Source organism: Pantoea sp. R13S299 (assembly GCF_048515925.1).
Lineage (GTDB): Bacteria > Pseudomonadota > Gammaproteobacteria > Enterobacterales > Enterobacteriaceae > Pantoea.
Window position 1 is genome coordinate 1 of record NZ_JBLYEF010000006.1, and the last position, 26017, is coordinate 26017.

Sequence of the window (26017 nt, forward strand, 5' to 3'; positions counted from 1 at the left end):
TCAATCTGAGCCATGATCAAACTCTTCAATTTAAGTTTGATTTGCTTAAACAAGTTAAGCGGTGCTCATCTGTAAAACGTCATAATGAATTTCATTATGTGTTCACTCGTGAGGCTTGATATTTTTTTACGTCCGGAGACGCTGATATCAATCCTGCGAGTGCCCACACAGATTGTCTGATAAATTGTTAAAGAGCAGTGCGAACAGTGCCTTAGCGTCCTGTCGCGAGGTGGCGTATATTACGCTTTCCTCCTGCAGAGTCAACCTCTTTCTCAGAAGTTTTTCTCTGGCGGCGCAGTCTCCTGCGCCTCTCAACCCGTTTCCCGTTGCCGGTGTTCCGTGTTGATGGAGGCGCATTATAGGGAGTTCGCGCGGGCTGACAAGTGTTTATTACGAAAAGATTATCGTTCGCAGTAATTTTCATCAAATCGCGCTATTTCACGACGATTTGCCTGGTAACTGTGCAAAATCATTGGCAAAAGTGCGTACCTGCTGCCAGTCCGTGTACTCCACTTCTTTCGTTGAATCTGTCTCACCGCCTGTCATACGCATAATCAACTGAATCATGACGCGATCGAACCAGCGATAGCGCGGATAGTAGAGTGCGCCCGCGAACACAGCACAGCAATCAGGTTGCCACGGCGAACTGGCCAGAAACTTCTGCGTATAAGCATTAGTTTCAGGAGAACGCTTCTCAGGTTTGCGCGCCGTGAGGTTCACCGAATAGAAACCGCTGGTACGCTGCTGCAACGCCTGAAGGTGTTGCTTCACAAACTTATCAACGACCGGCTGGAAATGACCGTAGCGAATAGAGGCACCAATCAGCACGCGATCATACTGCGCCCAGTCAGGCAGAGCGACATCCTGAATGTCCAGCACATCACATGGCTGCTGCTGATGGATCACCTCAGCTATAGAAGAGGCAATCTTCTTTGTTTGTCCGTCGCGGGTGGAATAGAGAATCAGCGCTTTCATGTCAGCATCCTTATTAATTATTCACGCCAGAAAGTAGGTGTGAACAGCACCAGCAAGGTAAATACCTCGAGACGCCCGAATAACATGGTGGAGATAAGAATCCATTTCGCCACATCATTCATTGAAGTGAAGTTATCGGCCACAACCCCTAAACCCGGCCCGAGGTTATTCAGCGTCGCGGCAACGGCAGCAAATGCCGAGAAATCGTCGACGCCGGTGGCGATGATTGCCAGCATGCTGACCAGGAACACCAGCGCATAAGCCGAGAAGAATCCCCATACGGCCTCAAGGATTCGTTCCGGCAGCGCCCTATTACCCAGCTTAATGGTGTAGACCGCATTCGGGTGAACCAGACGCTTAAGCTCACGGTTACCCTGCTTGCATAACAGCAGGATGCGGATCACCTTCAGGCCACCACCGGTTGAACCGGCACAGCCGCCGATAAAGGCGGAGCACAGCAGCAGCACCGGCAGGAACAGTGGCCAGCGTGCGATGCTGTCGGTCGTGAATCCCGCCGTCGTCGCCATAGAAACGACCTGGAAGAAGGCCTGGTTCAGCGTTTGCCAACCGCTGTCGTAAACATTGTGGAACCAGAGTACCAGCGTGCAGATCAACACCAGCGTCAGCTGAACACCAATGAACATGCGGAATTCCGGGTCGCGCCAGTACACGCGCAGATTGCGCCCGCTTAACATGGCAAAGTGCAGGCCATAGTTACAGCCTGAGATCAGCAGAAACACCGCCACGATGGTATTGATGGTGCCACTGTGAAAATAGCCGATGCTGGCATCATGGGTTGAGAAGCCGCCAATGGCGATGGTCGAGAAGCTGTGGCCGATTGCATCAAAGGCCGGCATTCCTGCCAGCCACAGTGCCAGCGCACAGGCCACCGTCAGCAGAACATAGATCAGCCAGAGGGTTTTAGCCGTCTCGGCAATACGCGGCCGCATTTTGTTATCTTTCAGCGGCCCCGGCATTTCAGCGCGATAGAGCTGCATGCCCCCAACGCCCAGAATCGGCAGTATCGCTACCGCCAATACGATGATCCCCATACCGCCCAGCCACTGCAGCATCTGCCGATAGAAGAGGATCGCCTTGGGCAGCGAGTCCAGCCCCACCAGCGTGGTGGCACCGGTCGTTGTCAGGCCAGAGAAAGATTCAAAGAACGCATCCGTCACCGAAAGATGCGGCTGCTCGGCAAAGATAAAGGGCATCGCCCCTACGCTGCCCAGCACCGTCCAGAACAGGACGACAATCAGAAACCCTTCCCGCGGTTTGAGTTCCGTTTTCTTTTTGCGATTCGGCCACCACAGCAGCGAGCCGATCACCAGCGCCATCATAAAGGTCTGGCTAAATGCCCGTCCCGCGCCATCACGATAAATCAATGCGACCAGGCCGGGCAAAATCATCGTTACTGAAAAGAGGATCACCAGCAGACCGACTATGCGGGTAATGGCGCGAAAGTGCATTCAGCCGTTCCTTTAAATAATAGAGATGAACATCAGGGTATGAGCGGGATCAGCGATAACGCGCCCCGACTAAAGTCTGACAGATTTTTTTTGAATCCGTCGATTTGTCCGTAAGGTACAGCCAGCGTCAGCGCAATGCGATCCTGAAACTGACTGTCGGTCACCTTACCGTCGAAACGCTGAACCAGCCGTTCAACATCACTGAGCTGTGGATAGTCACACTGCAACGTAAACAACTTCATCGGCACTTTGCGCTGCCGTGGCAGCAGCTTAAGCCCCTGCTGAACGCCACCGCCATAGGCTTTCACTAAGCCCCCGGTTCCCAGCATGATGCCGCCGTAATAGCGCACCACCACGGCGGTAATCTCGCCAATATCTGCGCCCATCAGCTGCGCCAGCATCGGTTTCCCTGCCGTACCCGAAGGTTCACCATCATCAGAGAAGCCGAGCTGTTGGGAATCATTAGGCGCACCCGCAACCCATGCCCAGCAGTGATGCCGGGCAGCGGGATGCTCGCTTTTAACCTGCTGAACAAAGGCGCGCGCCGCCTCTGCCCCCTCGGTGTGCGCCAGCAGCGTAATGAAGCGACTCTTTTTGATCGTCTCCTCACTGCTGCTCACGGGCACAGCGGGAATATCAAAGGCCTCCATCAGGCCAGATGCAGATCGCGGGTCATGTTCTCAACGCGATGCGTATGGATCACCACGTTATCCTCGATACGAATCCCGCCATAAGGCCGAAGCGCATCGATAGCCTGCCAGTTAAAGTGCTGACTGAAACGGCCTGCACGCAGCGGCGCCAGTAAGGAGTCAATAATATAGAAGCCTGGCTCGATGGTTAATACCATGCCCGGTTGCAGCACGCGGGTGCAGCGAAGATAAGGGTATTGCGCAGGCGCGGCCAGATGCGTGCCCTGATCATCCTGCATAAAACCCGCAACGTCATGCACCTGCAGACCCAGCGGATGCCCCAGGCCATGTGGCATAAACGGGCCGGTCAGATCTTCAGCCACCAGCGCTTCTTCACTGATTCCCTGCACCAGCTCAAACTTCAGCAACATCTTCGCAATACGCTGGTGCATCTGAAGATGATAATCGGTGTAACGGACACCTGCTTTCAGCGTAGCTATCAGCGCCAGCTCTTCCGCGTTCATCGCCTCAACCATTCTGGCATAGAGCGAACTGCTCTGCGCCGCATAGCTGCGGGTCAGATCGGCGGCGTAGCCAAGATACTCAGCACCCGCATCAATCAAAAAGCTGTGGCGTTTCGCCGGTGGCTGATGGTCCAGCCGGGTATAGTGCAGCACCGCAGCGTGTTCATTCAGCGCAATGATATTGCCGTAAGGCACATCGGTGTCGCGATGACCGGTCGCAGTCAGATAGGCCTGGTTGATATCAAACTCGCTTAAGCCTGACGAGAACGCCTCTTTCGCTGCCCGATGGCCAGCAACCGCCAGCTTCTGCGCCTGGCGCATACAGGCAAGTTCATAATCTGTTTTGATGCTGCGATGGAAATGCAGGAAATCGATCACCGCTTTGGGATTGATATTGCCGGAGGCAATACCGAGCTGAGTCGCGCGCGCGTTGACCGGGCCAATATAGGCGACGTTATCTCGCTGTGCAGGCAGCAGTTGCGCAATCTCATCCGCATCTTTCAGGCCGATAACCTCGACATCCCCGGTCCAGAAGCTATCCGGCAGCGGTTCAACGTTATGCCAGTAATCCACCGGAGAGTAGAACCACAGTTTAGGTTTGTTCACCCCATCAATCCACAGCCAGCAATTAGGCACCTGCGTCACCGGCACCCAGGCCTTAAACTGTGGATTCACCTTGAACGGATAGGTGTGGTCATCCAGAAACACCGTCAACAACTCACCGGAATGGATCAACATCGCATCCAGTTTATTGCGTGCCAGCACCTGCTGCGCCCGTTGTTGCAACGTGGCGATATGCGCGTGATACAAGGTCTTCAGTGAATCCATTGACGTCTCTCCAGTGTCGCGAAATGGCCGCAAGTTTAGCATACCCCTTGCGCAGATGCCGAAGTCGGCGGAGCTGTGATCTTGTTAGCAAATAAGCAAAGAGCAGTTTGCAAATAATTAACATCGCTCCCACACTCACGATCATCTGGTATGACCAGATCACCTTTCGCGGTTTCAGGAGACGCACATGCTCTACCAAGGCGCTAACCTTACTCTTCACTGGCTGGACGATGGCATCGCCGAGCTGGTTTTTGACGCTACAGGCTCGGTCAACAAGCTTGATACGCAAACCGTCGCCAGTCTGGGCGAGGCGATTGCGGTGCTGGAACAGCAGCCAGAACTGCGCGGCCTGCTGCTGAGCTCCGCTAAACCGGCTTTTATTGTGGGCGCGGATATCACCGAGTTCCTTTCCCTGTTTGATGCACCTACCGAAAAGCTGAGTCAGTGGCTGAGCTACGCTAACAGCATCTTCAACCGTCTGGAAGATTTGCCGGTGCCGACCCTGGCCGCCATTGACGGCTATGCGCTGGGCGGCGGATGTGAATGCGTACTGGCAACCGACCTGCGTATCGCCACTGCGGACGCCCGCATTGGACTGCCGGAAACAAAACTCGGCATCATGCCCGGCTTTGGCGGCAGCGTACGATTGCCGCGCCTGCTGGGTGCCGACAGTGCGCTGGAAATTATTGCGGCGGGCAAAGATGTCGATGGCAATGCTGCCCTGAAACTCGGTCTGGTCGATGCGGTGGTCGCTCGCGAAAAACTGCGCGAGGCGGGGATCACGATGCTCAAAGCCGCCGCCACTGATGGCAGCTGGCGCGCGCGCCGGGCACCGAAACTGGCTCCACTGAAGCTCAGTCCGATTGAAGCGGCCATGAGCTTCACAATTGCGAAAGCGATGGTGCTGCAGACCGCAGGGAAACATTATCCCGCTCCGCTGATGGCAGTAAAAACCATTGAAGCGGCGGCCAGTCTTGGCCGTGATGATGCGCTGAAACTTGAAACCGCGGCGTTTGTGCCGCTGGCACAGTCTGATGAAGCCCGCGCACTGGTCGGCATCTTCCTCAACGATCAGTACGTGAAAAGCCTGGCGAAAAAGCGCGGCAGCGAAAGCGGCGCACCGTCTCAGGCGGCCGTACTGGGCGCAGGCATCATGGGTGGCGGCATCAGCTATCAGTCGGCCTGGAAAGGCGTACCGGTCAGAATGAAAGACATTAACCCACAGGCGTTAACCTTGGGGATGAACGAAGCCAGCAAGCTGCTTAATAAGCTGCTGGAGCGCGGCAAAATTGACGGCAACAAACTCGCCAGTGTGATCGCCACTATCCAGCCCACGCTGGATTACGCCGGTTTTGACCAGGCCGATGTGGTGGTGGAAGCAGTGGTTGAGAACCCGCTGATCAAGGCCAAAGTGCTGGCTGAAACCGAACAGCATCTGCGTGAAGACGCGATTCTGGCCTCTAATACCTCGACCATTCCAATCAGCCAGCTCGCGCAGGCGCTGCAGCGCCCGGAAAACTTCTGTGGCATGCACTTCTTCAATCCGGTGCCGCGTATGCCGCTGGTTGAAGTGGTTCGTGGCGAGAAAACCAGTGAAGCGACCCTGAGTAAAGTGGTGGCCTGGGCCAGCAAGATGGGCAAAACGCCGATCGTGGTGAATGACTGTCCGGGCTTCTTCGTGAACCGGGTATTGTTCCCCTACTTCGCTGCTTTCAGCCTGCTGCTGCGCGATGGCGCTGATTTCCGTCAGATTGATAAGGTGATGGAAAAACAGTTCGGCTGGCCGATGGGTCCCTCATGGCTGCTGGATGTAGTAGGCATCGATACCGCACACCACGCGCAAAGCGTTATGGCGGATGGTTTCCCGGATCGTATGAAGCATGACTATCGCGATGCGATCGACCTGCTGTTTGAGGCTGGTCGTTTTGGCCAGAAAAATGGCAAAGGCTTCTGGCGCTGGGAAGAGGATAAAAAGGGCAAGCTGAAGAAAGTGCCGGATGCGGAGGTGGATTCGCTGCTGCAACAGGTCTGTCAGCCCGCGCGGGTTTTCAGTGACGAAGAGATCCTGAACCGCATGATGCTGCCGATGCTGAATGAAGTGGTGCGCTGCCTGGAAGAGAAGATTATCGCTTCGCCAGCAGAAGCGGATATGGCGCTGGTCTATGGCCTCGGCTTCCCGCCATTCCGTGGTGGTGCTTTCCGCTACCTCGATACTCTTGGCAACAGCAATGTGGTCGATCAGGCCCGGCGCTATAGCACGCTCGGCGGCCTGTATGCCCTGCCTGAGCTGCTGGTGCAGAAAGCCCATCAGCATGAAAGCTGGTATCCCGCCGCCAAACCGATTGATGAAGCCGCGCTGAAAAGCGCCTGAGGGCAAGAAGATGGAAAATGTGGTGATTGTTGATGCGGTGCGCACGCCAATGGGACGTTCAAAAGGTGGAGCCTTTCGAAACGTGCGCGCTGAAGATCTCTCTGCGCACCTGATGCGCGAAATTCTGAGCCGCAACCCGGTGGTGAACCCGACATCCCTCGACGACATCGTCTGGGGCTGCGTACAGCAGACGCTGGAACAGGGATTTAATATCGCGCGTAACGCCGCGCTGCTGGCCGAAATCCCGCACTCTGTGCCGGCCACGACCGTTAACCGGCTATGTGGTTCCTCCATGCAGGCGCTGCACGATGCGGCCCGCGCCATTATGGTTGGCGATGCGCAGTGCTGCCTGATTGGTGGCGTGGAGCATATGGGACATGTGCCAATGAATCACGGCGTGGACTTTCATCCCGGCCTGGGCCGCACCGTTGCCAAAGCCGCGGGCATGATGGGCTTAACTGCCGAGATGCTGGCGCGTATGCATCATATCAGCCGTGAGCAGCAGGATGCGTTTGCCCTGCGTTCGCACCAGCGCGCATGGCAGGCCACCCAGCGTGGAGATTTCGCAACAGAGATTGTCGCCACCTATGGTCACGACAGTGACGGCATTCTCAAACGCTATGATTTCGACGAGGTGATCCGTGAGGAGACCAGCGCCGAAGGACTGGCGGCGCTCAAACCCGCCTTCGATCCGGTGAATGGCACCGTTACGGCAGGTACGTCTTCAGCGCTGTCAGATGGTGCGGCCGCCATGCTGATCATGAGTGAATCACGCGCCCGTGAACTGGGGCTGACACCACGCGCTCGTATCCGCAGCATGGCAGTGGTCGGCTGTGATCCGTCGATCATGGGCTACGGACCGGTACCGGCCAGCAAACTGGCGTTGAAACGGGCGGGACTGAGCGTCAGTGATATCGACGTGTTTGAGCTGAACGAAGCCTTTGCCGCGCAGACGCTGCCCTGCATTAAAGACTTAGGTTTGCTGGAGCTGATGGATGAAAAGGTCAATCTGAATGGCGGCGCGATTGCTTTAGGCCATCCGCTGGGCTGTTCCGGTGCGCGCATCAGCACTACGCTGCTGAACATTATGGAACGACGCGATGCCCGTTTTGGTCTCGCCACCATGTGCATCGGACTGGGACAGGGGATCGCGACCGTATTCGAGCGTCTGTAATACGTTGAGTCTTACTTTGTCAGATTTACCCGCCGTTAACCGGCGGGTTTTTTCTGTCTGCTACAGGCTGCTACCGGGAATCAGATAAAGGCAAACGCATCGCCATACATCTGTGATTCCACTGCGCCACGTTCGGCACAGAAACGATCGCGGGCAATCTTCGCCATCTCAAAACGTCCGGCGATGTAGATCTCATGCTCGCTCAGCGTGCTGAAGTCCTGCATTACGGCCGTCAGAACCGTGCCTGAACGACCCTGCCAGCCTGCTTCAGGCTGCTCGACGACCGGGATCACCTTCAGGTTCGGATGTTTCACCGCCAGCGCATCCAGCTCGTCCATATCGTAGAGATGCTTGAGTTCGCGTCCGCCCCAGTAAATGGCGATATCGCGCTCTGGCTGTTCCGCCAGTGCGGTGAGCAGAATGGAACGGGCATAGGAGAAACCGGTGCCGCCTGCAATCAGAATCAGCGGTTTAGTGCTCTCTTCGCGCAACCAGGCATCGCCGTGCGGCATATCAACTGTGATCTGGCGATCGTTACGGATGCGATCCATAACGGCCATGGCATAGAGGTTCAGATCGGACGCGCCGATATGCAGCTCGATGATATCTTTTTCCATCGGCGTTGAGGCTAGTGAGAACGGACGCTTGTCGCGCTCATCCATCACTACCATCAGATACTGTCCCGCGCGAAAACTGAATTCCGCTTCAGGGATCAGGCGAACGCGATAGACCGTGTCGGTAATCGCCTCAACTGAAGTTACTTTACAGCTTAACGTTGTCATGCGTTCCCTCTGTCGGGTCGTCTTTATGGTTGTGCTCGCCATCAACGCTGTGGCGGCTGATCAAAAATACCTAGCTCATCCCAGATAGCATCAATGCGCGCCGTGACCGCAGGATCCTTAACGATGGGTGTACCCCATTCGCGCTGCGTTTCACCGGGCCACTTATTGGTCGCATCCATCCCCATCTTCGATCCCAGCCCGGAAACAGGCGAGGCGAAATCGAGATAATCGATCGGGGTATTTTCCACTAATACCGTATCGCGGGCCGGATCCATACGCGTGGTGATCGCCCAGATCACGTCGTTCCAGTCACGCGCATTAACGTCATCGTCACACACAATAACAAATTTGGTGTACATGAACTGCCGCAAAAACGACCAGACGCCAAACATGACACGTTTGGCATGCCCTGCGTACTGCTTTTTAATCGTCACAACCGCGAGGCGGTAGGAGCAACCTTCAGGCGGCAGATAGAAGTCTACGATCTCCGGGAACTGCTTCACCAGAATCGGCACCAGTACTTCATTCAGCGCCACACCCAGCACCGCAGGTTCATCCGGCGGACGGCCGGTATAGGTGGAGTGATAGATAGGCTTATGGCGCTGCGTAATATGCGTCACGGTAAACACCGGGAAGCTATCTACTTCATTGTAGTAGCCAGTGTGGTCGCCGTAAGGTCCTTCCGGTGCCATATCGCCCGCTTCGATATAGCCTTCCAGCACGATTTCCGCACTGGCCGGCACTTCGAGATCGTTCGAGAGGCATTTCACGACTTCGGTTTTATTACCGCGCAGCAAACCGGCAAACGCATATTCTGACAGCGTATCCGGCACCGGCGTGACGGCACCGAGGATGGTCGCGGGATCGGCACCCAGCGCTACTGAGACCGGAAAACGCTCATCCGGATGCGCTTTCGTCCACTCCAGATAATCAAGCGCGCCGCCACGATGCGACAGCCAGCGCATAATCAGACGATTTTTACCGATCACCTGCTGCCGGTAGATACCGAGATTCTGCCGCTCTTTGTGAGGGCCGCGCGTCACGGTCAGTCCCCAGGTAATCAGCGGTGCCGCATCACCCGGCCAGCACTTCATCACCGGAATGCGCGTCAGATCAACTTCATCGCCGCTGAACACCTCTTCCTGACAGGGTGCATTGCGCACGCGCTTAGTCGGCATGTTCAGGACCTGCTTAAACTGCGGCATCTTGTCGAACAGATCGCGGAACCCTTTTGGCGGCTCCGGCTCTTTCAGGAAGGCCAGCAGTTTACCCACTTCACGCAGTGCGCTGACCTCTTCCTGGCCCATGCCCATTGCCACGCGCTTTGGCGTGCCGAACAGATTGCACAGTACCGGCATGTCGTACCCTTTCGGGTTTTCAAACAGCAAGGCGGGGCCACCGGCACGCAGGGTGCGATCGGCAATTTCGGTCATTTCCAGTTCAGGGTCGATCGACTGGGTTATGCGCTTTAGCTCACCGCGCTGTTCGAGCAGCGCGAGAAAGTCTCTTAAATCGTGATATTTCATGCGGCTTTAGCTTTCCGGCCAGAGTGAATCGGCCATTATAGGTCTGATTAAGCGGATATGCTGAGGTTTATACGGCGGCTTAATAAGGTGACGTCCATTTCCTGCCTCCTTTTCTGCTGCCCGCCGGTATGTTAGGAAAATTCTCAGTTTATTTTCACTGCGGGACGCTTTACCCTGCCCCTGCGCTATAACTCTGTCAGCAGGTTTGCTATTCTTAGCGTCCATTCAATGGGAGCAGTTATGGAATCCTGGTACTTACTCTATTGCAAACGTGGACAGCTATTGCGCGCGAAGGAGCATCTGGAGCGGCAGGAAGTGAATTGCCTTAGTCCAATGATCGCTCTGGAAAAGATCGTGCGCGGCAAACGCACCACGGTAAGTGAGCCACTGTTTCCAAACTATCTGTTTATCGAATTCGATCCGGAAGCGATTCACACCACAACCATCAGCAGCACGCGCGGTGTCAGTCACTTCGTGCGCTTCGGCACCACGCCCGCGACTGTACCATCGGCCGTGATTGAAGCGCTGGAGACCGACGTCCCACAAATCCTGCTTGATCCTGAGACCCCACAAAGCGGCGATGAAGTGGTCATCACCGAAGGGACGTTTGAAGGGCTGCGCGCCATTTTTGCCGAGCCGGATGGTGAAACGCGCTCGATTCTGTTGCTTAATCTGCTGAACAAGCAGGTGATGCGCAGCGTGGATAACAAGCAGTTCCGCAAGCTTTAAACCAGTCTGAACAATGTCCGCGCATTCTGATCGATGCGGACCGCCAGTTCCTCAGCATCCTCGCCCCGCCATGTCGCCACCTGATTAACAATATGCGGTAAAAAGCAGGATTCGTTCCGGCGTGAAGTCGGGCGCGGGCGCATATCGCGCGGCAGCAGATAAGGCGCATCGGTTTCCAGCAGCAGACGATCGGCGGGAATCAGTGGCAGCAGCTCGCGCAGTTCCAGACCACGACGCTCATCGCATACCCAGCCCGTAATCCCCACCGATAATCCCATTGCCAGACAGGCTTCCAGTTCGTCACGCGTGCCGGTAAAGCAGTGGATCACCGCACCCGGCAGTTTTAGCAGCCAGGGCGCAAGAACCGCCGCGAAACGTTCATGAGCTTCACGGCAATGCAGAAACACCGGCATATTGAGCTCCGCGGCCAGAGCCAGCTGCGCGTCAAACGCATACTCCTGCTGCTCATGCGCTGACAGATTGCGGTTGAAATCGAGTCCGCACTCACCGATAGCCACCACTTCCGGTTTTTCAGCCAGGCGACGCAGGGTGCTGGCAATTTCCGTAGACCATTCGCTGGCATGGTGAGGGTGAACGCCTGCGGTGGACCAGCAGAAATCAGGTTGCGCTTCAGCCAGTCGCTGAGCCTGCTGGCTCTCCAGCGCGTTAGTGCCGGTAATAAGCATCCCGGTGACGCCCGCATCACGCGCGCGTTTAACCACCTTTTGCCGATCGGAGGCGAATTGCGTGCTGGTCAGGTTTACACCGATATCAAACATAATTTTTCCCACTGTTTATAAACAAAAACCGCCCATCAGGGCGGTTTGGCTTGATCGCTTCCCGCCTGTGCGGGTAAAGCTGTCAGCATCAGGAGTCGCTGTTCTCGTCCTCATCCTGTGCCCGGCGGCCTTTACCCACATAGTAACGGGAAAAGAATACGCCGACTTCAAACAGGCAGTACATCGGAATAGCGAGCAAAGTTTGTGAAAAAACATCCGGCGGTGTGAGCAGCATCCCGACAACGAAGGCGCCGACCAGAATATAGGGACGTTTCTTCTTCAGATCTTCCGGACTGGTGATGCCGGTCCAGCACAGCAACACAATCGCTACCGGCACTTCAAACGCCACCCCAAATGCCATAAACAGCGTCATGACAAAATCGAGGTATTTAGAGATATCCGTTGCGACGGTGACGCCGATCGGCGCGGTCTTGGTGAAAAAACCAAATGCCAGCGGGAAGACCACGAAATAGGCAAACGCCACGCCGAAATAGAACAGGAAGGTGCTGGAAAAGAGCAGCGGCATAACCAGCTTACGCTCATGCCGGTAGAGCGCCGGAGCGATGAAAGCCCAGACCTGATAGAGGATCACCGGCACCGCAAGAAACACCGACACAATAATAGTCAGCTTAATCGGGGTGAAAAACGGCGACGCCACATCGGTCGCAATCATGCTGGAGCCGACCGGCATCTGGCTGATCAGCGGAGCCGCGACCAGCTGGTAGATGTCATTCGCGAAGTAAACCAGCACCAGGAAAATCCCCAGTACGGCGAGGATGCAGTTCAGTAGTCGCTTACGCAGCTCAATCAGATGACTGATGAGCGGTTGGGTATCTTCAACGGCCATTATCGTTCATCACTTGCAGAAGAGGTGGTCGCGGAATTACGCGCAGAATCAGTGGGTCTGGCAACATCAGCAGCGGGTGCCTGTGCCGGAGCGCTGGCCACGGCGGCAGGTGCGGCAGAAGATTGCACAGCCGGAGCGGATGAAACCGCTGACGGAGCCTGTGCCGGGGCCGGGGCAACTGCGGAAGGTGCCGCAGAAGGTTGCACTGCCGTGACAGAGTCTGAAACCGGAGCAGGGGCCTGTGCCGGCGCACTGGCCTGATGTTCTGCAGTAGCCGGCGTCGCTGAAGGCTCAGCCTGGCCGGAATCAGAAGCCTGCCCCGTTTCAGCAGCGGGCTGAGGCGCGTGCCTGTGCTGGGCCGAATGAATGGTGTTTGCCTCGTCTTCCTCTTTTTCAATGTCGATGCTCTGACTGACCGAGCGTTTCATTGAATCCGCAGTTTTACGCAGCTCTTCCATTGACTCTTTCAGCTCAGGTGAGAGCGTGCCACGGCTCGCTTCTTCCACCTTTTTCAGGCTATCCTGAAGCTCCTGCAGTTTGAGCTCCTGCGCCAGTTCATGTTGTACATTGGCTGCCAGCGAACGAATCGCCCTGATCCAGCCGACCACGGTTTTCACCGCAACCGGTAAACGTTGCGGGCCGAGTACAATCAGCCCGATAACGAACACCAATACCAGTTCACTAAAACCAATATCGAACACGGTTTACACCTGCTTGTCGTTCTTGGCGTCTTCTTTGGTAGCCGAAGTTTGCTGTTTATCAGCCAGCGTTTTGGCCGCGAAGTCAGCATCCTGCTCTTTCGGTTGATCCTTTTTATCGTCCTCGTCACTCATAGCTTTTTTGAAGCCACGAATCGAAGAACCTAAATCTGAACCCAGATTACGCAATTTATTGGTACCGAACAGAAGTACAACAATGACGGCAATGATTAACAATTGCCAGATACTGATACCGCCCATGAGATAGCCTCTAATATTCTGTGAAAACGATGAGGTAATGCACCACAGAGTGCCCTTTTCAACCGGGCCTGAGCCAGCGACATTACCTTTTTTTAGACGGACGTGACAATCAGTTTGTCTTACGCCAGCCGATTAACCAGGAAACGATTCCCGCTGCCATTAACACCGCCGGGAAGAAGTCCCAATCCGGTCGGGTGAGCAGCACGGCCGTTCCGCTTAACAGCAACGTGGCACCGACACCAAACAGGTAACGCGCCTGATGATGACGGACGCGCTGCGCATTCATATCGCCTACTAATTTATCGACGCTGTGCCGTAAAAGTTTGTGCTGACGCATGCTGTCGTAAAACAGTTCGGGCAACTCGGGAAGCTTCTCAGCCCAGAATGGCGCTTTCTCTTTCACCGCACGGATAATGGCAGGCAAACCGACCTGATCCTTAATCCACTCTTCCAGGAACGGCTTGGCTGTCTTCCACAGGTCGAGCTGCGGATAGAGCTGACGGCCGATGCCTTCCACATAGAGCAGCGTTTTTTGCAGCAGGACCAGCTGCGGCTGCACTTCCATATTGAAGCGGCGTGCCGTGTTAAACAGGTTCAGCAGCACATGCCCGAAGGAGATCTCAGCCAGTGGCTTTTCAAAAATAGGCTCACAGACCGTACGAATCGCAAACTCGAAATCCTCAACGTTGGTATCGGGCGGCACCCAGCCGGAATCAACGTGCAGCTCCGCAACCTTACGGTAATCACGGTTGAAGAAGGCGATAAAGTTTTCCGCCAGATAACGCTTATCTTCTTTGTTGAGTGAACCCACGATACCGCAGTCAATGCCGATATATTGCGGATCTTCCGGATGCTCGTAGCTGACAAAGATGTTGCCTGGATGCATATCCGCATGGAAGAAGCTGTCGCGGAACACCTGGGTGAAGAAGACCTGCACGCCACGTTCAGCCAGCAGCTTCATGTTCACGCCATGACGCTCCAGCGTAGCAACGTCTGAAATCGGAATGCCGTAGATGCGCTCCATTACCATCATGGTTTCGCTGCAGTAGTCGGAATAAACTTCCGGCACATAGAGCATGCGGCTGTCTTCAAAATTCCGGCGCAGCTGAATGGCGTTTGCCGCTTCACGTAACAGGTTCAGCTCATCAAGCAGGGTTTTTTCATAATCACGCACTACCTCGACCGGACGCAAACGGCGGCCATCCGGCAGCAGACGCGGAACCCAGCGAGCCAGGCGATAGATCAGCTTCATGTCCGCTTTAATCACCGGCAAAATATCGGGGCGAATCACTTTGATCACCACTTTCTTGCCGGTGGATTTCAGCGTAGCGGTGTGCACCTGCGCAATGGATGCTGACGCCAGTGGCTTGATATCAAAATCATCAAACCAGGTTTCAATCGGTGCGCCCATTGAGGCTTCAATCTGCGCTTTAGCTTTGACGCCATCGAAGGGCGCAACGCGGTCCTGCAGGATCGCCAGTTGATCAGCGATCAGCGGCGGGAAGAGATCGCGACGGGTCGACAGCATCTGGCCAAACTTGATCCAGACCGGACCCAGCTGCTCCATCGCCATACGCATACGTGCGCCGATGGGTTCATGCTGATGCAGATTCGGGATCCAGAAAACAGAGCGACGCCACAGGCGAAACAGGAAAGTGAGGCGTGTCTGAGGAATCAGTTCATCAAGGCCATAGGTCAGAAAGACCTTCATGATCAGATATAAGCGGCGGATCTCTCCAAAACTCATTTTGCCTCCAGCTGCGCCAGACGCGCATCGAGCGCCTCAAGCGAACGTTCCATCGCGTCGACCTCCTCAGCAAACCAGGCTAACTCCAGCGAGCCAGGCGCAACACGCCACTCTTCGGTTATGGCCTGTCCGAGATAATCCTGGCGACGCTGCACTTCACCTTTGAAAAAGCGTAATGCCTGTTGAGAGCGCTGACTGATGCCCTGTGCGGCGATATCGCCCACCCAGGGAGCCAGATATTCGGCCGGATCCAGCTCAGCCAGATCCATCAGCGCGGAGAACTGCTGCACCACCTGCAGGTCGCCTTCAACCTGCAGCTCACCGCTGCGGATCAGCGGCGTCAGCTGCTGGCGATCGCGCAGTTTCGGCAGGGTTTTCAGCGAAGTAATCACCGTGCAGTCACTGCGATCCTGCCAGTCCGCTAACACGTCCAGCTGCTGTTCACTGAAGACCAGCACCAGCGGATGAGAGAACTCATTGAGGCGCAGCGTCAGCACTTTGCCATTCAGGCGTTGCCGCGCCGGTTTCAGGCCGCGATCGCGATAAAGAATACGGTTCAGCGCCGTTTCCAGGCCCGCGGTAATCAAGGGCGTCAGGTTCATTACCATCTCACTCAGAACTTAAATCCACGATGCAGCGCCACAATGCCGCCGGTCATATTGGAGTAAGTGGTATTTTCAAAACCAACATCATTCATCATCGCTTTCAGGGTCTCCTGATCGGGATGCATGCGGATCGACTCGGCCAGATAGCGATAGCTCTCTGCATCCTGCGCCACCAGCTGTCCGATGCGCGGCAGAATGTGGAACGAGTAAGCGTCATACGCTTTGCTCAGCGGATCCAGTACGGGCTTAGAGAACTCCAGCACCAGCAGACGTCCGCCCGGCTTAAGGACGCGGAACATCGAGGCCAGCGCCTTCTCTTTTTCCGTGACGTTGCGCAGACCAAAGGAGATGGTGATGCAGTCGAAATAGTTATCGGGGAAAGGCAGAGCTTCTGCGTTGGCCTGTACGTAACTCACGTTGCCAACCACGCCCTGATTGCGCAGCTTTTCGCGGCCCATATTCAGCATAGAGCTGTTGATATCGGCCAGGACAACCTGACCGGTCTCGCCCACCAGGCGAGAGAATTTAGCGGTCAGATCGCCGGTACCACCCGCCAGATCTAACACGCGCTGACCGCGACGTACGCCGCTGCTGTCAATGGTAAAACGCTTCCAGATACGATGGACGCCAAACGACATCAAATCGTTCATCAGGTCATATTTTGCCGCTACGGAGTGAAACACGTCCGCGACTTTGTCAGCTTTTTCGCTTTTGGCGACCGTCTGAAAGCCAAAATGGGTAGTTTCCTGCTGTGATTCATCTGCCATCGGTTTTACCTGCTCCACAAACAATACTTCCCGAAGTGTATCAGAGTCACGGAAGTCAGGCACGCTGCGCCCATACTATTCGTGGAGGCGTCTCACACGCTGCTCGCTCTCATCCGCATCCCTGTCGTCATCTGCATCCTCATCCGCCCGGTTTTCCGGCATGGCTCGTTCGGCCAGCTGCGGGTTGATGGGCCGTTTGATCTCCACGCCCAGCGCGCGAAATCCTTCCGTCTGGGCGATGAGGTTGCCACGCCCTTCTGACAGCTTTTTCATCGCCTCGCGATAGCTATTCTGCGCCTTATCCAGGCTGTGACCAATGCCGCTCATATCATCGACAAACAGCCGCATCTTGTCATAGAGCCGCGTAGCCCGATCGGCAATACGCTGCGCATTGCGGCTCTGATGCTCATAGCGCCACAGATTATTAATGGTCCGCAATGCCACCAGCAGCGTGGTGGGGCTGACCAGCATGATGTTTTGCTGCAGCGCCTCGCCAATCAGCTCAGGCTGGCGGTCAATTGCCAGCAAAAAGGCGGGCTCAACCGGAATGAACATCAGCACATAATCCAGCGATCGTAAGCCGGGCAATTGCTGATAATCCTTTCGCCCCAGCAGACGAATATGCGCCCGCATGGCCGCGACATGCTCCTGGATCGCCTGCTCACGTTCGATCTCGTCATTCGCATTGAAGTAGCGCTCGTAAGCCACCAGCGTCATTTTGGCGTCTACCACCACATCTTTGCCCTGCGGCAGACGCACAATCACATCCGGCTGCATCCTGCCCTGCTGTTCGGACTGAATACTGACCTGGGTTTCATATTCGTAGCCTTCACGCAGTCCGGAGGCTTCCAGTACGCGGCTCAGCACTACTTCACCCCAGTTCCCCTGAATTTTATTGTCGCCCTTCAGCGCTTTGGTCAGGTTCAGTGCCTCCTGCGCCATCTGCGCATTCAGCTGCTGTAACTGTCGGATTTCGTGGGTCAGCGTGTGCCGTTCGCGCGCCTCTGCGCCAAAGCTCTCATGCACCTGACGCCGGAAGCCATCAAGCTGTTCACGCAGCGGACCAATCAGCCCGTCCAGACTCTGGCGGTTCTGTTCATCGACGCGACGGCCGCTGTTTTCGAAGATACGGTTGGCGAGGTTTTCAAACTGGGCGCTGAGGCGTTGTTCACTATTGGTCAGCAGGCGCTGTTTCTCTTCAGCCGCGAAACGGGTCTCTTCAAGGCGGATGGTGACTTCGCGCAGCTCCGCTTCCTGCGCGCTGTTAACCTCCAGCTGATTGCGCAGTTCACGATTAAGCTGCTCACTTTCATTACGCCAGTAATCAAGCTGTTGCAGTCGCTCATTGGCGCCGCTCAGCGCGCCGTGCAGCTGACGAAGCTCCTGCTCACGCTGCTGCGTCTGCTGCTGAAGCTGTTCGATTTGCTGCTGCTGACGCTGTTGCGCCTCTTCCTGCAGACGGCGCTCGGTCTGGAAACTGGCGACCTGATGGCCGGCACGTAACTGTGCCAGCATCCAGCCAATCCCTAACCCGGCAAGCGCCAGACAGGCGCTGATAATGATGTGCTGATCCATGATTTCCCTCGCGACTCAGGCTGCTGAGGGAAAGGTAGAGTCGCACTGTATGAATGTCCAGATAATTTTAGCAGGATTCAGCGCCTTACAGCGCCACCACCGTGAGCTTGCCAGCCTGCCACTCATCAATCAGAAAAAACGGCATGGGCAATAGCCACTCACCCTTTTTAACCTGCGCCAGATAGTGCCAGGTTGCCCCGCCCGAGGTGATCGCGACGCGCTGTCTGCTTCCCTCAGCGGCGCTGGATTTGCCGGTCATACTGGCAAAACCGGCATTGCTGCCCACATGGAAATGCGGCGTCTGCCAGCGCACAGGCGCATGGTCAGGCCACGGCTGAGCCTGATGGAAATGAAACAGCTCATCATGGCTCAGGAGGCTTTCACGCACTGTCGGCCACAATGCCACCTTAAGGAAATACTGATCGGTGAAGCGTTCGCTGCCCTGATACTGCGCAATAAAATCACGCATCGCCTGTTCCACACCCCGGAAGACGCCGTGACAGCCGCCCCACATCCCTGCCAGCAAGAGTTCGGTATGAGAGAAGTAGTCACGCATATGGTGGAACCAGTAAGGCGATGCCAGCCAGGCGTTAACCGCCGCCGCTTCGCGCTCCGAGAGCAGCGAGTCGGCATCACGCACGATAAAGCGCTTCACAGCCGGATCGTCGAGCACCAGAAAACGCCACAGGGTTGGATACACCGTTTTTTCGTGAGACATATCGACCAGCTGGACGTGCGGCTGGTCAAGACGCTGCCAGACATGCTGCGGCACGCTGTCATCCAGGTAGATGCGGCAGACCCAGCCGGGATAGAACTCAGGCGCAACTTCAACGTTTTTAATCTGGGTTTCACAGTAGCGCGGCTGATCGCCATACAGGCTGAAGGCGATGACATTCTGGTGCGGCTGACTGAGATCGACAGGCTCAGGTTGCGGAGCGGGAAACGCCATGCGCTGCCCCTGACTAAAACGCGCATCAGAACGCATCAGCGACGCCAGACCGTGACGCGCCACCTCGTCCTTTTTATCCAGCCAGCCACACACTTCGGTCAGGCCATCCAGCCAGGTTTCAGAGGCTGTAGCCTGCACAGCGGGCGGTGACTGATAAATCTTCTGATAGATTTTGTACGCTTTATTGTGCTGACCCAGACGCAGCAGACAGAGCGCGTAGTCGCTCAGCACCTGCATCTGGTTGGGCATTGAGCGCAGCACCTCTTCGCAGCATTGGGCTGCCAGCGGATAGTCGCCCTGTTGCATGGCGGCGCGGAAACATTCGGCACTGCGTTCCAGCCGGGCACTGAGTGCGGCAGGATTTGCGCCAGGAAGAGGACGTCGGACAGGAAGGGTTTTGCGCATAAACACTCTCAGGTTTCACTGATGTTACGCGCCGTTAACTACCGGCAGCAGGTTTTGAGTCTGGACAAAAACCTGCTGCCAGACGCAGTCGTTATAATAAACGACGCGCCGCTTCGACCACAATCTTCACTGCGTCGCTTTCTGTCTGTTTCATGGTAACCGCATCCGGGATCTCTTTCTGAGTGCGGTTCACAATCACGCCCGCGACCATGCCGGCTCGCAGACCCTGGCTGGCGCACATGGTTAACAGCGTAGCGGATTCCATCTCATAGTTAAGCACGCCCATCTCCTGCCACTCTTTCATCGATCCTTTGAAGCGACTGACGACACGACCTGACACGGTGTCGTAACGCTCCTGGCCCGGATAGAAGGTGTCAGAGGAGGCGGTAATGCCAATATGGGTCTTCGCGCCACAGGCTTCTGCGGCGGCAACCAGTGCGGTGGTGCAGGCGAAATCCGCCACTGCCGGGAACTCCATCGGCGCAAAATGCAGGCTGGCACCGTCCAGGCGTACAGACGCGGTGGTCACCAGGACATCGCCGACATTGATATGGGGCTGGATCGCGCCAGTCGTACCGACACGCAGGAAGGTCCTTACGCCGAGCTGTGCCAGCTCTTCGACGGCAATCGACGTGGAAGGACCGCCAATGCCGGTTGAGCAGACCACGACCGGCTTACCATCAATTTTTGCCAGCCATGAGGTAAATTCACGGTGTGAGGCGAGATGCGTGGCATCTTCCATCAGTCCGGCAATTTTCTTCACACGCTCCGGATCGCCCGGCACAATCGCCAGGGTGGCGCCCTGCAGATCGGCTTTAGTCAGGCCAAGATGGAAAACGTCAGACTGTGTCATTTTCAGACTCCTGTTAATAGAAGGTAGCGCGCCACTCTACGCCAGCACGCCCGATAAATATGTGACAGCTTTCACTTAAGAAAATGAAAGTTACATTTCACGGAAGATAAATTGTGATAGCTATCACACAATCAAATCTTACTGGTCCGGATAGCCATTAGCGAGGCTGTGTCAGGGTCAGCGCAATGTTAAAGAGGTGGGTGATTTTATTCGCTGCTGATTCTGTTACCCGACACCTGGCGCACAGGCTTTACAGCCAGGCTATAGTTACGTGATTGCGCAAATGCTTGCACGGAGAGAATAATGAAACCCAGTGATAATATGGCACAAAAACCGGCGACGGGCGGCTTTGCCCCTGCCGTGCAGCCTACCGCCTCTACGACCATCATTACCGAAAGCCCGGCCATTCACTCAGGTGAAACCTCAGTGCCAAGCCAGGGCGAAAACATGCCAGCATTTTTTGCAAAGCCCCACTCCGCGGAAGGCCCGTTGCCTGTCGTACTGGTGGTGCAGGAGATCTTTGGTGTGCATGAACACATCCGGGATATCTGCCGCCGACTGGCGCTGGAAGGCTATCTGGCGATCGCGCCCGAGCTCTATTTCCGCGAGGGTGATCCTTCTGAATACACTGATATCCCGACGCTGTTTAGCGAGCTGGTCAGCAAAGTGCCTGACACGCAGGTGCTGGCCGATCTCGATCATGCCGCTAACTGGGCTGCGCGCAACGGCGGCGATATCCGTCGCATGGGCATCACCGGTTTTTGCTGGGGTGGCCGCATCAGCTGGCTCTACGCAGCACATAACCCGCAGCTGCGCGCCGCAGTGGCATGGTATGGACGACTGACCGGTGAGCGCACGCTGAAGCAGCAGAAGCATCCGATTGATGTTGCGGTCGATCTGAGTGCGCCGGTGTTAGGTTTGTATGGTGGTCAGGATGATGGCATTCCACTGGAGAGCGTCGAGCAGATGCGTCAGGCGTTGCATGCCGCCAATGCGACCGCCGAGATCATCGTCTATCCCGAGGCGGGACATGCGTTTAATGCTGACTACCGTCCGAGTTACCATGCTGAATCAGCCAATGATGGCTGGCAGCGTATGCTGGCCTGGTTCAGGCAGTATGGCGTGGCATCAAAATAGATGAAAACAGGGGCGCTTATGCGCCCCTGTTTTTTGCCACCTGGCTCCTTTCCTACGCCGTCTCACCACGCAGTTTCTTCGCCGCCGTTACCATATTCGCCAGCGCCTGACGCGTCTCCGTCCAGCCTCGTGTCTTCAGACCGCAATCCGGGTTCACCCACAGCCGCGCTTCCGGAATTCGTTTCGCCGCCTTCAGCAACAGCGCTTCTATCCACTCCACGCTGGGGACATTAGGCGAGTGAATGTCATAGACGCCCGGGCCGATTTCATTCGGATACTCGAAATCTTCAAACGACTCCAGCAGGTCCATGTCAGACCGTGAGGTTTCAATCGTGATCACATCAGCATCCAGCGCCGCGATAGCATCCATAATGTCGTTGAACTCGCAGTAACACATATGCGTGTGAATCTGGGTTTCATCCCGCGCGACCGCCGCATTCAGCCGGAATGCCTCCACCGCCCAGTTCAGGTAGTCCGCCCACTCAGACTGATGCAGTGGCAGACCTTCACGCAGTGCCGGCTCATCAATCTGAATAATCCCGATGCCCGCCTTCTCCAGGTCTTCCACTTCGTCACGCAGCGCCAGCGCGATCTGCTTCGCAATGGTTTCACGTGACACATCTTCACGCGGGAATGACCAGCAGAGAATCGTCACCGGGCCGGTCAGCATCCCTTTTACCGGCTTGTCAGTCAGCGACTGAGCATATCTGGCCCACTCAACGGTGATCGCCTCCGGACGACTGATATCGCCGATGATCACAGGCGGTTTCACACAGCGAGAACCGTAGCTCTGTACCCAGCCATTCCGGGTAAAGACAAAGCCATCAAGATGCTCGCCGAAATACTCAACCATATCGTTACGTTCCGCTTCACCGTGCACCAACACATCCAGCCCCAGCCGCTCCTGCTCGATAATCGCCTGCTTAATATGCTCCGCGATGCCGGTACGGTAATGATTGCTGTCGAGAAGGCCCTGCTTAAAGTCGAGGCGCAGGCCACGAATTTCAGTGGTCTGTGGAAAAGAACCGATGGTCGTGGTGGGCCAGGCGGGCAGATTGAAACGCTGACGCTGCAGCACTGCCCGCACCGGGTAGGCACTCAGGCGTTCACTGTGCTGTGGCGTAATGGCCTGCAGACGCTGGCCTACCGCGGCATTATGTACGCGGCGAGAGTGGGCACGGGCGCGCACCGGTGCGCTCCAGGCGTCCAGCGAGGCCGCATCATTATTGTTAAGAGCCTGACTCAGCAGCGAGAGCTCAGCGCATTTCTGCAGCGCAAAGGCGAACCAGCTTTTGACTTCATCATCCAGACGGGTCTCGACGCTCAGATCGATCGGGCTGTGCAGCAGGGAGCAGGAAGAGCCGATCCACACCTGGTCACGCTGGGTGATCAGCGGTTGCAGGCGGCTGAACCAGTGGCTCAGATCGGCACGCCAGACGTTGCGTCCGTTAATCACCCCCAGCGACAGCAGCCAGCTGGCGGGCAGTTGCTGATTCAGCTGCTCAATATCATCGCGGCCATGAACCAGATCGACATGCAGGCCCTGCACCGGCAGCGCACGAATCACATCCATGTTCTGTCCGATGCTGTCAAAATAGGTGGTCAGCAGCAGCTTGCAGTGGCCCTGCAGGGCTTCATACGTCGGCTGGAAGGCTTCGCGCCACACCTGAGGCAACTCCAGCGCCAGGGCGGGTTCATCAATCTGAACCCATTCGATGCCGCGCGTTGCCAGTTCCGCCAGCACCTGCTGATAGACCGGCAGAATCGCCTCCAGCAGCGACAGACGATCAAATGGCTCGCCTTTGACTTTGCCCAGCCACAGATAGGTTACCGGCCCGAGCAGTACCGGCTTGATGTTATGGCCCAGCGCCAGCGCCTCATCAACCTCGTCCAGTAGCTGAGTCCAGGTCAGTTTAAATGTCTGGCCCTGGGTAAATTCCGGCACGATGTAGTGATAGTTGGTGTTAAACCATTTGGTCATTTCTGCCGCCGCCGCAGGCTCGCCGGTCGGCGCACGCCCGCGCCCCACGCGAAACAGCGTATCCAGATCAACGGTGCCATCGTGGTTCTGATGACGCGCAGGCACGTTGCCCAGCAGCAGGCTGGTGGTCAGCACATGATCATACCAGGCGAAATCGCCGACCGGCAGCAGATCGACGCCCGCCTCTTTCTGTTGTTGCCAGTGTCGCGCACGCAGTTCGCGGCCCGTCGCCCGTAACGCCTGCTGCGTGCTATCGCCCGCCCAGTAACTCTCCAGTGCTTTTTTCAGTTCACGGCGCAGGCCAATTCGGGGAAAGCCGAGGGTATGGTTGAGGATAGTCATGTGCTGTTCTCCAGATAATCTTTCACTTTGGCTTAAATGGGCAGCCAAAGATGTTTAGCCGTCCAGATGTTTACACTGCTATACTCTGCGGGTACTGTATGTTGCTCAAGCGCAATATGTTCACTTTCGATGTGAAGGACTCTCATGATCGAACTCAAGCACCTGCGGACGCTTCAGGCTCTGCGCAATACAGGATCGCTGGCGGCGGCGGCGGCCCAGCTTCATCAGACGCAATCGGCGTTGTCTCACCAGTTCAGCGATCTGGAGCAGCGGCTGGGATTCCGCCTGTTCGTGCGTAAAAGTCAGCCACTGCGCTTTACACCGCAGGGCGATATTCTGCTGCAGCTGGCAGAGCAGGTGCTGCCGCAAATCCAGCAGGCTTTGCAGGCCTGCCATGAGCCGCATCAGACCACATTGCGGGTGGCGATTGAGTGTCATAGCTGCATTCAGTGGCTGACCCCGGCGCTGGATAAGTTCCGTCAGAGCTGGCCGCAGGTGGTGATGGATTTCAAATCGGGCGTGACCTTTGATCCGCAGCCTGCTCTGCAACAGGGTGAGCTGGATGTGGTGCTGACCTCCGATATCCTGGCGCGCTCCGGCCTGTTCTACTCACCGATGTTTGACTATGAAGTGCGCCTGGTACTGGCAACGGATCACCCGCTGGCACAGGTTGAGCAGATTTCGCCGGAAGATCTGGCCAATGAAGTGTTGATGATCTATCCGGTGCAGCGTCAGCGTCTGGATATCTGGCGCCACTTCCTGCAGCCTGCTGGCGTCAGTCCGGCCCTGAAAAGTGTGGATAACACCCTGCTGATGATTCAGATGGTCTCGGCGCGAATGGGGATTGCTGCACTGCCGCACTGGGTGGTAGAGAGTTTTGAGAAGCAGGGTCTGGTCGTCACGCGCACGCTGGGTGATGGCCTGTGGAGCCGTCTTTATGCGGCCGTTCGTGAAGGTGAGCAGCGTCAGCCGGTACTGGAAGCGTTTATCCGCTTTGCCCGTCAGCACGCCTGTGAGCATCTGCCGTTTGTGCGCGACGCCGCGCTGCCCGGTACGGTATTACAGCGGTAATCCGGCGGACACAAACCTGCGCGAACGCGGTCAAAATCCCCTATAATGCGCAGCCTGTCGACTGACCATGAGAAGATCTCACCATGACTAACAATGATATTCTGCGCAGCGTGCGCTACATGCTCAACCTGAGCGATGCCAAAATGGTGGAGATTTTTAAGCTGGCGCAATGTGACGTGCCAGTGGCGGATATTCAGGCGTGGCTGAAAAAAGATGACGATGCGGCGTTCCGTCCCTGCCCCGATGTGCTGATGGGTTATTTCCTGAATGGCCTGATCTTTTACCGTCGTGGCAAAAGCGAAGATGCACCCGCGCCATCGATTGAGCGCAGGATGACTAACAACATCTTCATGAGAAAGCTGCGCATCGCTTTTGATCTGAAAACCACCGACATCCCGGATGTCCTGAAACGCGTGAATTTTACCGTTTCACAGGCCGAAATCGGCGCGATTTTCCGCAAGCCCGATCATAAGAACTACCGCGAGTGCGGCGACCAGATTCTGCGTAACTTCCTGAAAGGGCTGGCGATGATTCAGCGTCCGTCACAAGCCCCGCGCGATAAATAGAGGCCTGGCGGCGCCGATCTTTTTTCTGAAAGATCAGAGATCCCATAACGAGGCCTTTAAAGATATTACTATTTATTTCATAATGTTTCCTGATGCATGATTGATTCTGGTGGGGCGCAGTCAATACCTGATTCGCACCTTGCCGGGTTAACTTTCAATCATTCAATCAGGAAGAAATATGCGTGAATTAACTCATTTTGAAACAAGCCAGGCCAGCGGTGCAGGAACAGAAAGTGCCAGCGCGGAAGTCGTGCAGTTAAGCTCCGTTAATAAAAACAGTCTGCTGGTTAATAAAATATTCCGGGTACTTAATGGATTATTTGGTATGAAGATACCCTATCTGAGATAACCAGACAGAGTAAGTAAGTGATAATGGCCGTCCAGCTCATTAGAGGCTGGTGTCGGATCACGGCGTCGAGTGTCTATC

Annotated in this window: 24 protein-coding genes; 7 read left to right on the forward strand and 17 right to left on the reverse strand. The window is 55.9% G+C overall.

What is annotated here, in order from left to right; genetic code table 11:
- Positions 1-438: 438 nt before the first annotated feature.
- The 4 genes from hemG to pepQ are packed head-to-tail and all read right to left on the reverse strand — an operon-like array spanning position 439 to position 4425.
- Positions 439-975: a menaquinone-dependent protoporphyrinogen IX dehydrogenase gene (gene hemG, locus ACN1CO_RS20470; RefSeq protein ID WP_419140463.1), complete on the reverse strand. Its 537-nt coding sequence runs from the start codon at positions 973-975 to the stop codon at positions 439-441.
- A gap of 17 nt (positions 976-992) precedes the next feature.
- Positions 993-2444, reverse strand: coding sequence for a Trk system potassium transporter TrkH (gene trkH / locus ACN1CO_RS20475; protein ID WP_004571219.1), 1452 nt, complete (start codon positions 2442-2444; stop codon positions 993-995).
- 32 nt (positions 2445-2476) lie between these two features.
- A complete protein-coding gene (locus ACN1CO_RS20480) occupies positions 2477-3094 on the reverse strand; it encodes an IMPACT family protein (protein WP_419140464.1) in 618 nt (205 codons plus the stop codon).
- On the reverse strand, positions 3094-4425 hold the full coding sequence (gene pepQ / locus ACN1CO_RS20485) for a Xaa-Pro dipeptidase (RefSeq protein ID WP_419140465.1): 1332 nt from the start codon (positions 4423-4425) through the stop codon (positions 3094-3096). Before pepQ ends, ACN1CO_RS20480 begins: the two co-directional genes overlap by 1 nt.
- Positions 4426-4612: 187 nt before the next feature.
- Between pepQ and fadB the strand changes: the two genes are divergently transcribed.
- Both fadB and fadA read left to right on the forward strand, forming a co-directional pair.
- On the forward strand, positions 4613-6796 hold the full coding sequence (gene fadB / locus ACN1CO_RS20490) for a fatty acid oxidation complex subunit alpha FadB (RefSeq protein ID WP_419140466.1): 2184 nt from the start codon (positions 4613-4615) through the stop codon (positions 6794-6796).
- A gap of 10 nt (positions 6797-6806) precedes the next feature.
- A complete protein-coding gene (gene fadA / locus ACN1CO_RS20495; RefSeq protein ID WP_419140467.1) occupies positions 6807-7970 on the forward strand; it encodes an acetyl-CoA C-acyltransferase FadA in 1164 nt (387 codons plus the stop codon).
- 80 nt (positions 7971-8050) lie between these two features.
- Here fadA and fre read toward each other — a convergent pair whose 3' ends face one another.
- Positions 8051-8752: an NAD(P)H-flavin reductase gene (gene fre, locus ACN1CO_RS20500; RefSeq protein ID WP_008926461.1), complete on the reverse strand. Its 702-nt coding sequence runs from the start codon at positions 8750-8752 to the stop codon at positions 8051-8053.
- A gap of 41 nt (positions 8753-8793) precedes the next feature.
- Complete coding sequence (gene ubiD, locus ACN1CO_RS20505; RefSeq protein WP_419140468.1) at positions 8794-10278, reverse strand: 4-hydroxy-3-polyprenylbenzoate decarboxylase; 1485 nt, start codon at positions 10276-10278, stop codon at positions 8794-8796.
- Positions 10279-10518: 240 nt separating this feature from the next.
- Between ubiD and rfaH the strand changes: the two genes are divergently transcribed.
- Positions 10519-11007 carry a transcription/translation regulatory transformer protein RfaH gene (gene rfaH / locus ACN1CO_RS20510; RefSeq protein ID WP_090966337.1) on the forward strand — a complete coding sequence of 163 codons (489 nt, stop codon included), beginning with the start codon at positions 10519-10521 and terminating at the stop codon, positions 11005-11007.
- Here the strand turns inward: rfaH and tatD are convergent.
- The 10 genes from tatD to udp all read right to left on the reverse strand — a co-directional run bounded on the left by tatD (position 11004) and on the right by udp (position 20493).
- On the reverse strand, positions 11004-11786 hold the full coding sequence (tatD, locus tag ACN1CO_RS20515; RefSeq protein WP_419140469.1) for a 3'-5' ssDNA/RNA exonuclease TatD: 783 nt from the start codon (positions 11784-11786) through the stop codon (positions 11004-11006). The genes rfaH and tatD overlap by 4 nt on opposite strands.
- Positions 11787-11874: 88 nt before the next feature.
- Positions 11875-12633, reverse strand: a complete 759-nt coding sequence (gene tatC / locus ACN1CO_RS20520) for a Sec-independent protein translocase subunit TatC (RefSeq protein WP_419140470.1) — start codon at positions 12631-12633, stop codon at positions 11875-11877.
- Positions 12633-13334: a Sec-independent protein translocase protein TatB gene (tatB, locus tag ACN1CO_RS20525; protein ID WP_419140471.1), complete on the reverse strand. Its 702-nt coding sequence runs from the start codon at positions 13332-13334 to the stop codon at positions 12633-12635. The genes tatC and tatB overlap by 1 nt, the downstream gene beginning before the upstream one ends.
- Before the next feature lie 3 nt (positions 13335-13337).
- Positions 13338-13592: a Sec-independent protein translocase subunit TatA gene (gene tatA, locus ACN1CO_RS20530; RefSeq protein WP_090966345.1), complete on the reverse strand. Its 255-nt coding sequence runs from the start codon at positions 13590-13592 to the stop codon at positions 13338-13340.
- Positions 13593-13701: 109 nt separating this feature from the next.
- Positions 13702-15339 carry a ubiquinone biosynthesis regulatory protein kinase UbiB gene (gene ubiB, locus ACN1CO_RS20535; protein WP_283546571.1) on the reverse strand — a complete coding sequence of 546 codons (1638 nt, stop codon included), beginning with the start codon at positions 15337-15339 and terminating at the stop codon, positions 13702-13704.
- Positions 15336-15941 carry a ubiquinone biosynthesis protein UbiJ gene (gene ubiJ, locus ACN1CO_RS20540; protein WP_419140472.1) on the reverse strand — a complete coding sequence of 202 codons (606 nt, stop codon included), beginning with the start codon at positions 15939-15941 and terminating at the stop codon, positions 15336-15338. Before ubiJ ends, ubiB begins: the two co-directional genes overlap by 4 nt.
- 11 nt (positions 15942-15952) lie before the next feature.
- The gene (gene ubiE / locus ACN1CO_RS20545; protein WP_419140473.1) at positions 15953-16711 is read right to left on the reverse strand and encodes a bifunctional demethylmenaquinone methyltransferase/2-methoxy-6-polyprenyl-1,4-benzoquinol methylase UbiE; all 759 of its coding nucleotides are present in this window, start codon (positions 16709-16711) and stop codon (positions 15953-15955) included.
- A gap of 75 nt (positions 16712-16786) precedes the next feature.
- A complete protein-coding gene (rmuC, locus tag ACN1CO_RS20550) occupies positions 16787-18286 on the reverse strand; it encodes a DNA recombination protein RmuC (protein WP_419140474.1) in 1500 nt (499 codons plus the stop codon).
- Positions 18287-18371: 85 nt separating this feature from the next.
- On the reverse strand, positions 18372-19640 hold the full coding sequence (locus ACN1CO_RS20555) for a tetratricopeptide repeat protein (RefSeq protein WP_419140475.1): 1269 nt from the start codon (positions 19638-19640) through the stop codon (positions 18372-18374).
- A gap of 91 nt (positions 19641-19731) precedes the next feature.
- A complete protein-coding gene (gene udp / locus ACN1CO_RS20560) occupies positions 19732-20493 on the reverse strand; it encodes a uridine phosphorylase (RefSeq protein ID WP_008926449.1) in 762 nt (253 codons plus the stop codon).
- A gap of 303 nt (positions 20494-20796) precedes the next feature.
- Between udp and ACN1CO_RS20565 the strand changes: the two genes are divergently transcribed.
- Positions 20797-21630 carry a dienelactone hydrolase family protein gene (locus ACN1CO_RS20565; protein ID WP_283546575.1) on the forward strand — a complete coding sequence of 278 codons (834 nt, stop codon included), beginning with the start codon at positions 20797-20799 and terminating at the stop codon, positions 21628-21630.
- Between the two features lie 52 nt (positions 21631-21682).
- Here ACN1CO_RS20565 and metE read toward each other — a convergent pair whose 3' ends face one another.
- Complete coding sequence (gene metE, locus ACN1CO_RS20570; RefSeq protein ID WP_419140476.1) at positions 21683-23953, reverse strand: 5-methyltetrahydropteroyltriglutamate--homocysteine S-methyltransferase; 2271 nt, start codon at positions 23951-23953, stop codon at positions 21683-21685.
- Positions 23954-24097: 144 nt separating this feature from the next.
- Here metE and metR point away from each other — a divergent pair, with 144 nt between their 5' ends.
- From metR to ACN1CO_RS20585, 3 genes are all read left to right on the forward strand, one after another.
- On the forward strand, positions 24098-25024 hold the full coding sequence (gene metR / locus ACN1CO_RS20575; protein ID WP_419140477.1) for an HTH-type transcriptional regulator MetR: 927 nt from the start codon (positions 24098-24100) through the stop codon (positions 25022-25024).
- A gap of 83 nt (positions 25025-25107) precedes the next feature.
- A complete protein-coding gene (locus ACN1CO_RS20580) occupies positions 25108-25590 on the forward strand; it encodes a DUF1456 family protein (protein WP_419140478.1) in 483 nt (160 codons plus the stop codon).
- A 178-nt stretch (positions 25591-25768) separates the two neighbouring features.
- Positions 25769-25939 (forward strand): hypothetical protein, encoded by a 171-nt coding sequence (locus ACN1CO_RS20585; RefSeq protein ID WP_419140479.1) that lies wholly within the window; start codon positions 25769-25771, stop codon positions 25937-25939.
- The last annotated feature ends 78 nt before the right edge of the window (positions 25940-26017 follow it).

Excerpts from the sequence above, each read along its gene's own strand:
- hemG (WP_419140463.1), bottom strand. The coding sequence starts at position 975 with ATGAAAGCGCTGATTCTCTATTCCACCCGCGACGGACAAACAAAGAAG.
- trkH (WP_004571219.1), bottom strand. The coding sequence starts at position 2,444 with ATGCACTTTCGCGCCATTACCCGCATAGTCGGTCTGCTGGTGATCCTC.
- ACN1CO_RS20480 (WP_419140464.1), bottom strand. The coding sequence starts at position 3,094 with ATGGAGGCCTTTGATATTCCCGCTGTGCCCGTGAGCAGCAGTGAGGAG.
- pepQ (WP_419140465.1), bottom strand. The coding sequence starts at position 4,425 with ATGGATTCACTGAAGACCTTGTATCACGCGCATATCGCCACGTTGCAA.
- fadB (WP_419140466.1), top strand. The coding sequence starts at position 4,613 with ATGCTCTACCAAGGCGCTAACCTTACTCTTCACTGGCTGGACGATGGC.
- fadA (WP_419140467.1), top strand. The coding sequence starts at position 6,807 with ATGGAAAATGTGGTGATTGTTGATGCGGTGCGCACGCCAATGGGACGT.
- fre (WP_008926461.1), bottom strand. The coding sequence starts at position 8,752 with ATGACAACGTTAAGCTGTAAAGTAACTTCAGTTGAGGCGATTACCGAC.
- ubiD (WP_419140468.1), bottom strand. The coding sequence starts at position 10,278 with ATGAAATATCACGATTTAAGAGACTTTCTCGCGCTGCTCGAACAGCGC.
- rfaH (WP_090966337.1), top strand. The coding sequence starts at position 10,519 with ATGGAATCCTGGTACTTACTCTATTGCAAACGTGGACAGCTATTGCGC.
- tatD (WP_419140469.1), bottom strand. The coding sequence starts at position 11,786 with ATGTTTGATATCGGTGTAAACCTGACCAGCACGCAATTCGCCTCCGAT.
- tatC (WP_419140470.1), bottom strand. The coding sequence starts at position 12,633 with ATGGCCGTTGAAGATACCCAACCGCTCATCAGTCATCTGATTGAGCTG.
- tatA (WP_090966345.1), bottom strand. The coding sequence starts at position 13,592 with ATGGGCGGTATCAGTATCTGGCAATTGTTAATCATTGCCGTCATTGTT.
- ubiB (WP_283546571.1), bottom strand. The coding sequence starts at position 15,339 with ATGAGTTTTGGAGAGATCCGCCGCTTATATCTGATCATGAAGGTCTTT.
- ubiJ (WP_419140472.1), bottom strand. The coding sequence starts at position 15,941 with ATGAACCTGACGCCCTTGATTACCGCGGGCCTGGAAACGGCGCTGAAC.
- ubiE (WP_419140473.1), bottom strand. The coding sequence starts at position 16,711 with ATGGCAGATGAATCACAGCAGGAAACTACCCATTTTGGCTTTCAGACG.
- rmuC (WP_419140474.1), bottom strand. The coding sequence starts at position 18,286 with ATGGATCAGCACATCATTATCAGCGCCTGTCTGGCGCTTGCCGGGTTA.
- ACN1CO_RS20555 (WP_419140475.1), bottom strand. The coding sequence starts at position 19,640 with ATGCGCAAAACCCTTCCTGTCCGACGTCCTCTTCCTGGCGCAAATCCT.
- udp (WP_008926449.1), bottom strand. The coding sequence starts at position 20,493 with ATGACACAGTCTGACGTTTTCCATCTTGGCCTGACTAAAGCCGATCTG.
- ACN1CO_RS20565 (WP_283546575.1), top strand. The coding sequence starts at position 20,797 with ATGAAACCCAGTGATAATATGGCACAAAAACCGGCGACGGGCGGCTTT.
- metE (WP_419140476.1), bottom strand. The coding sequence starts at position 23,953 with ATGACTATCCTCAACCATACCCTCGGCTTTCCCCGAATTGGCCTGCGC.
- metR (WP_419140477.1), top strand. The coding sequence starts at position 24,098 with ATGATCGAACTCAAGCACCTGCGGACGCTTCAGGCTCTGCGCAATACA.
- ACN1CO_RS20580 (WP_419140478.1), top strand. The coding sequence starts at position 25,108 with ATGACTAACAATGATATTCTGCGCAGCGTGCGCTACATGCTCAACCTG.
- ACN1CO_RS20585 (WP_419140479.1), top strand. The coding sequence starts at position 25,769 with ATGCGTGAATTAACTCATTTTGAAACAAGCCAGGCCAGCGGTGCAGGA.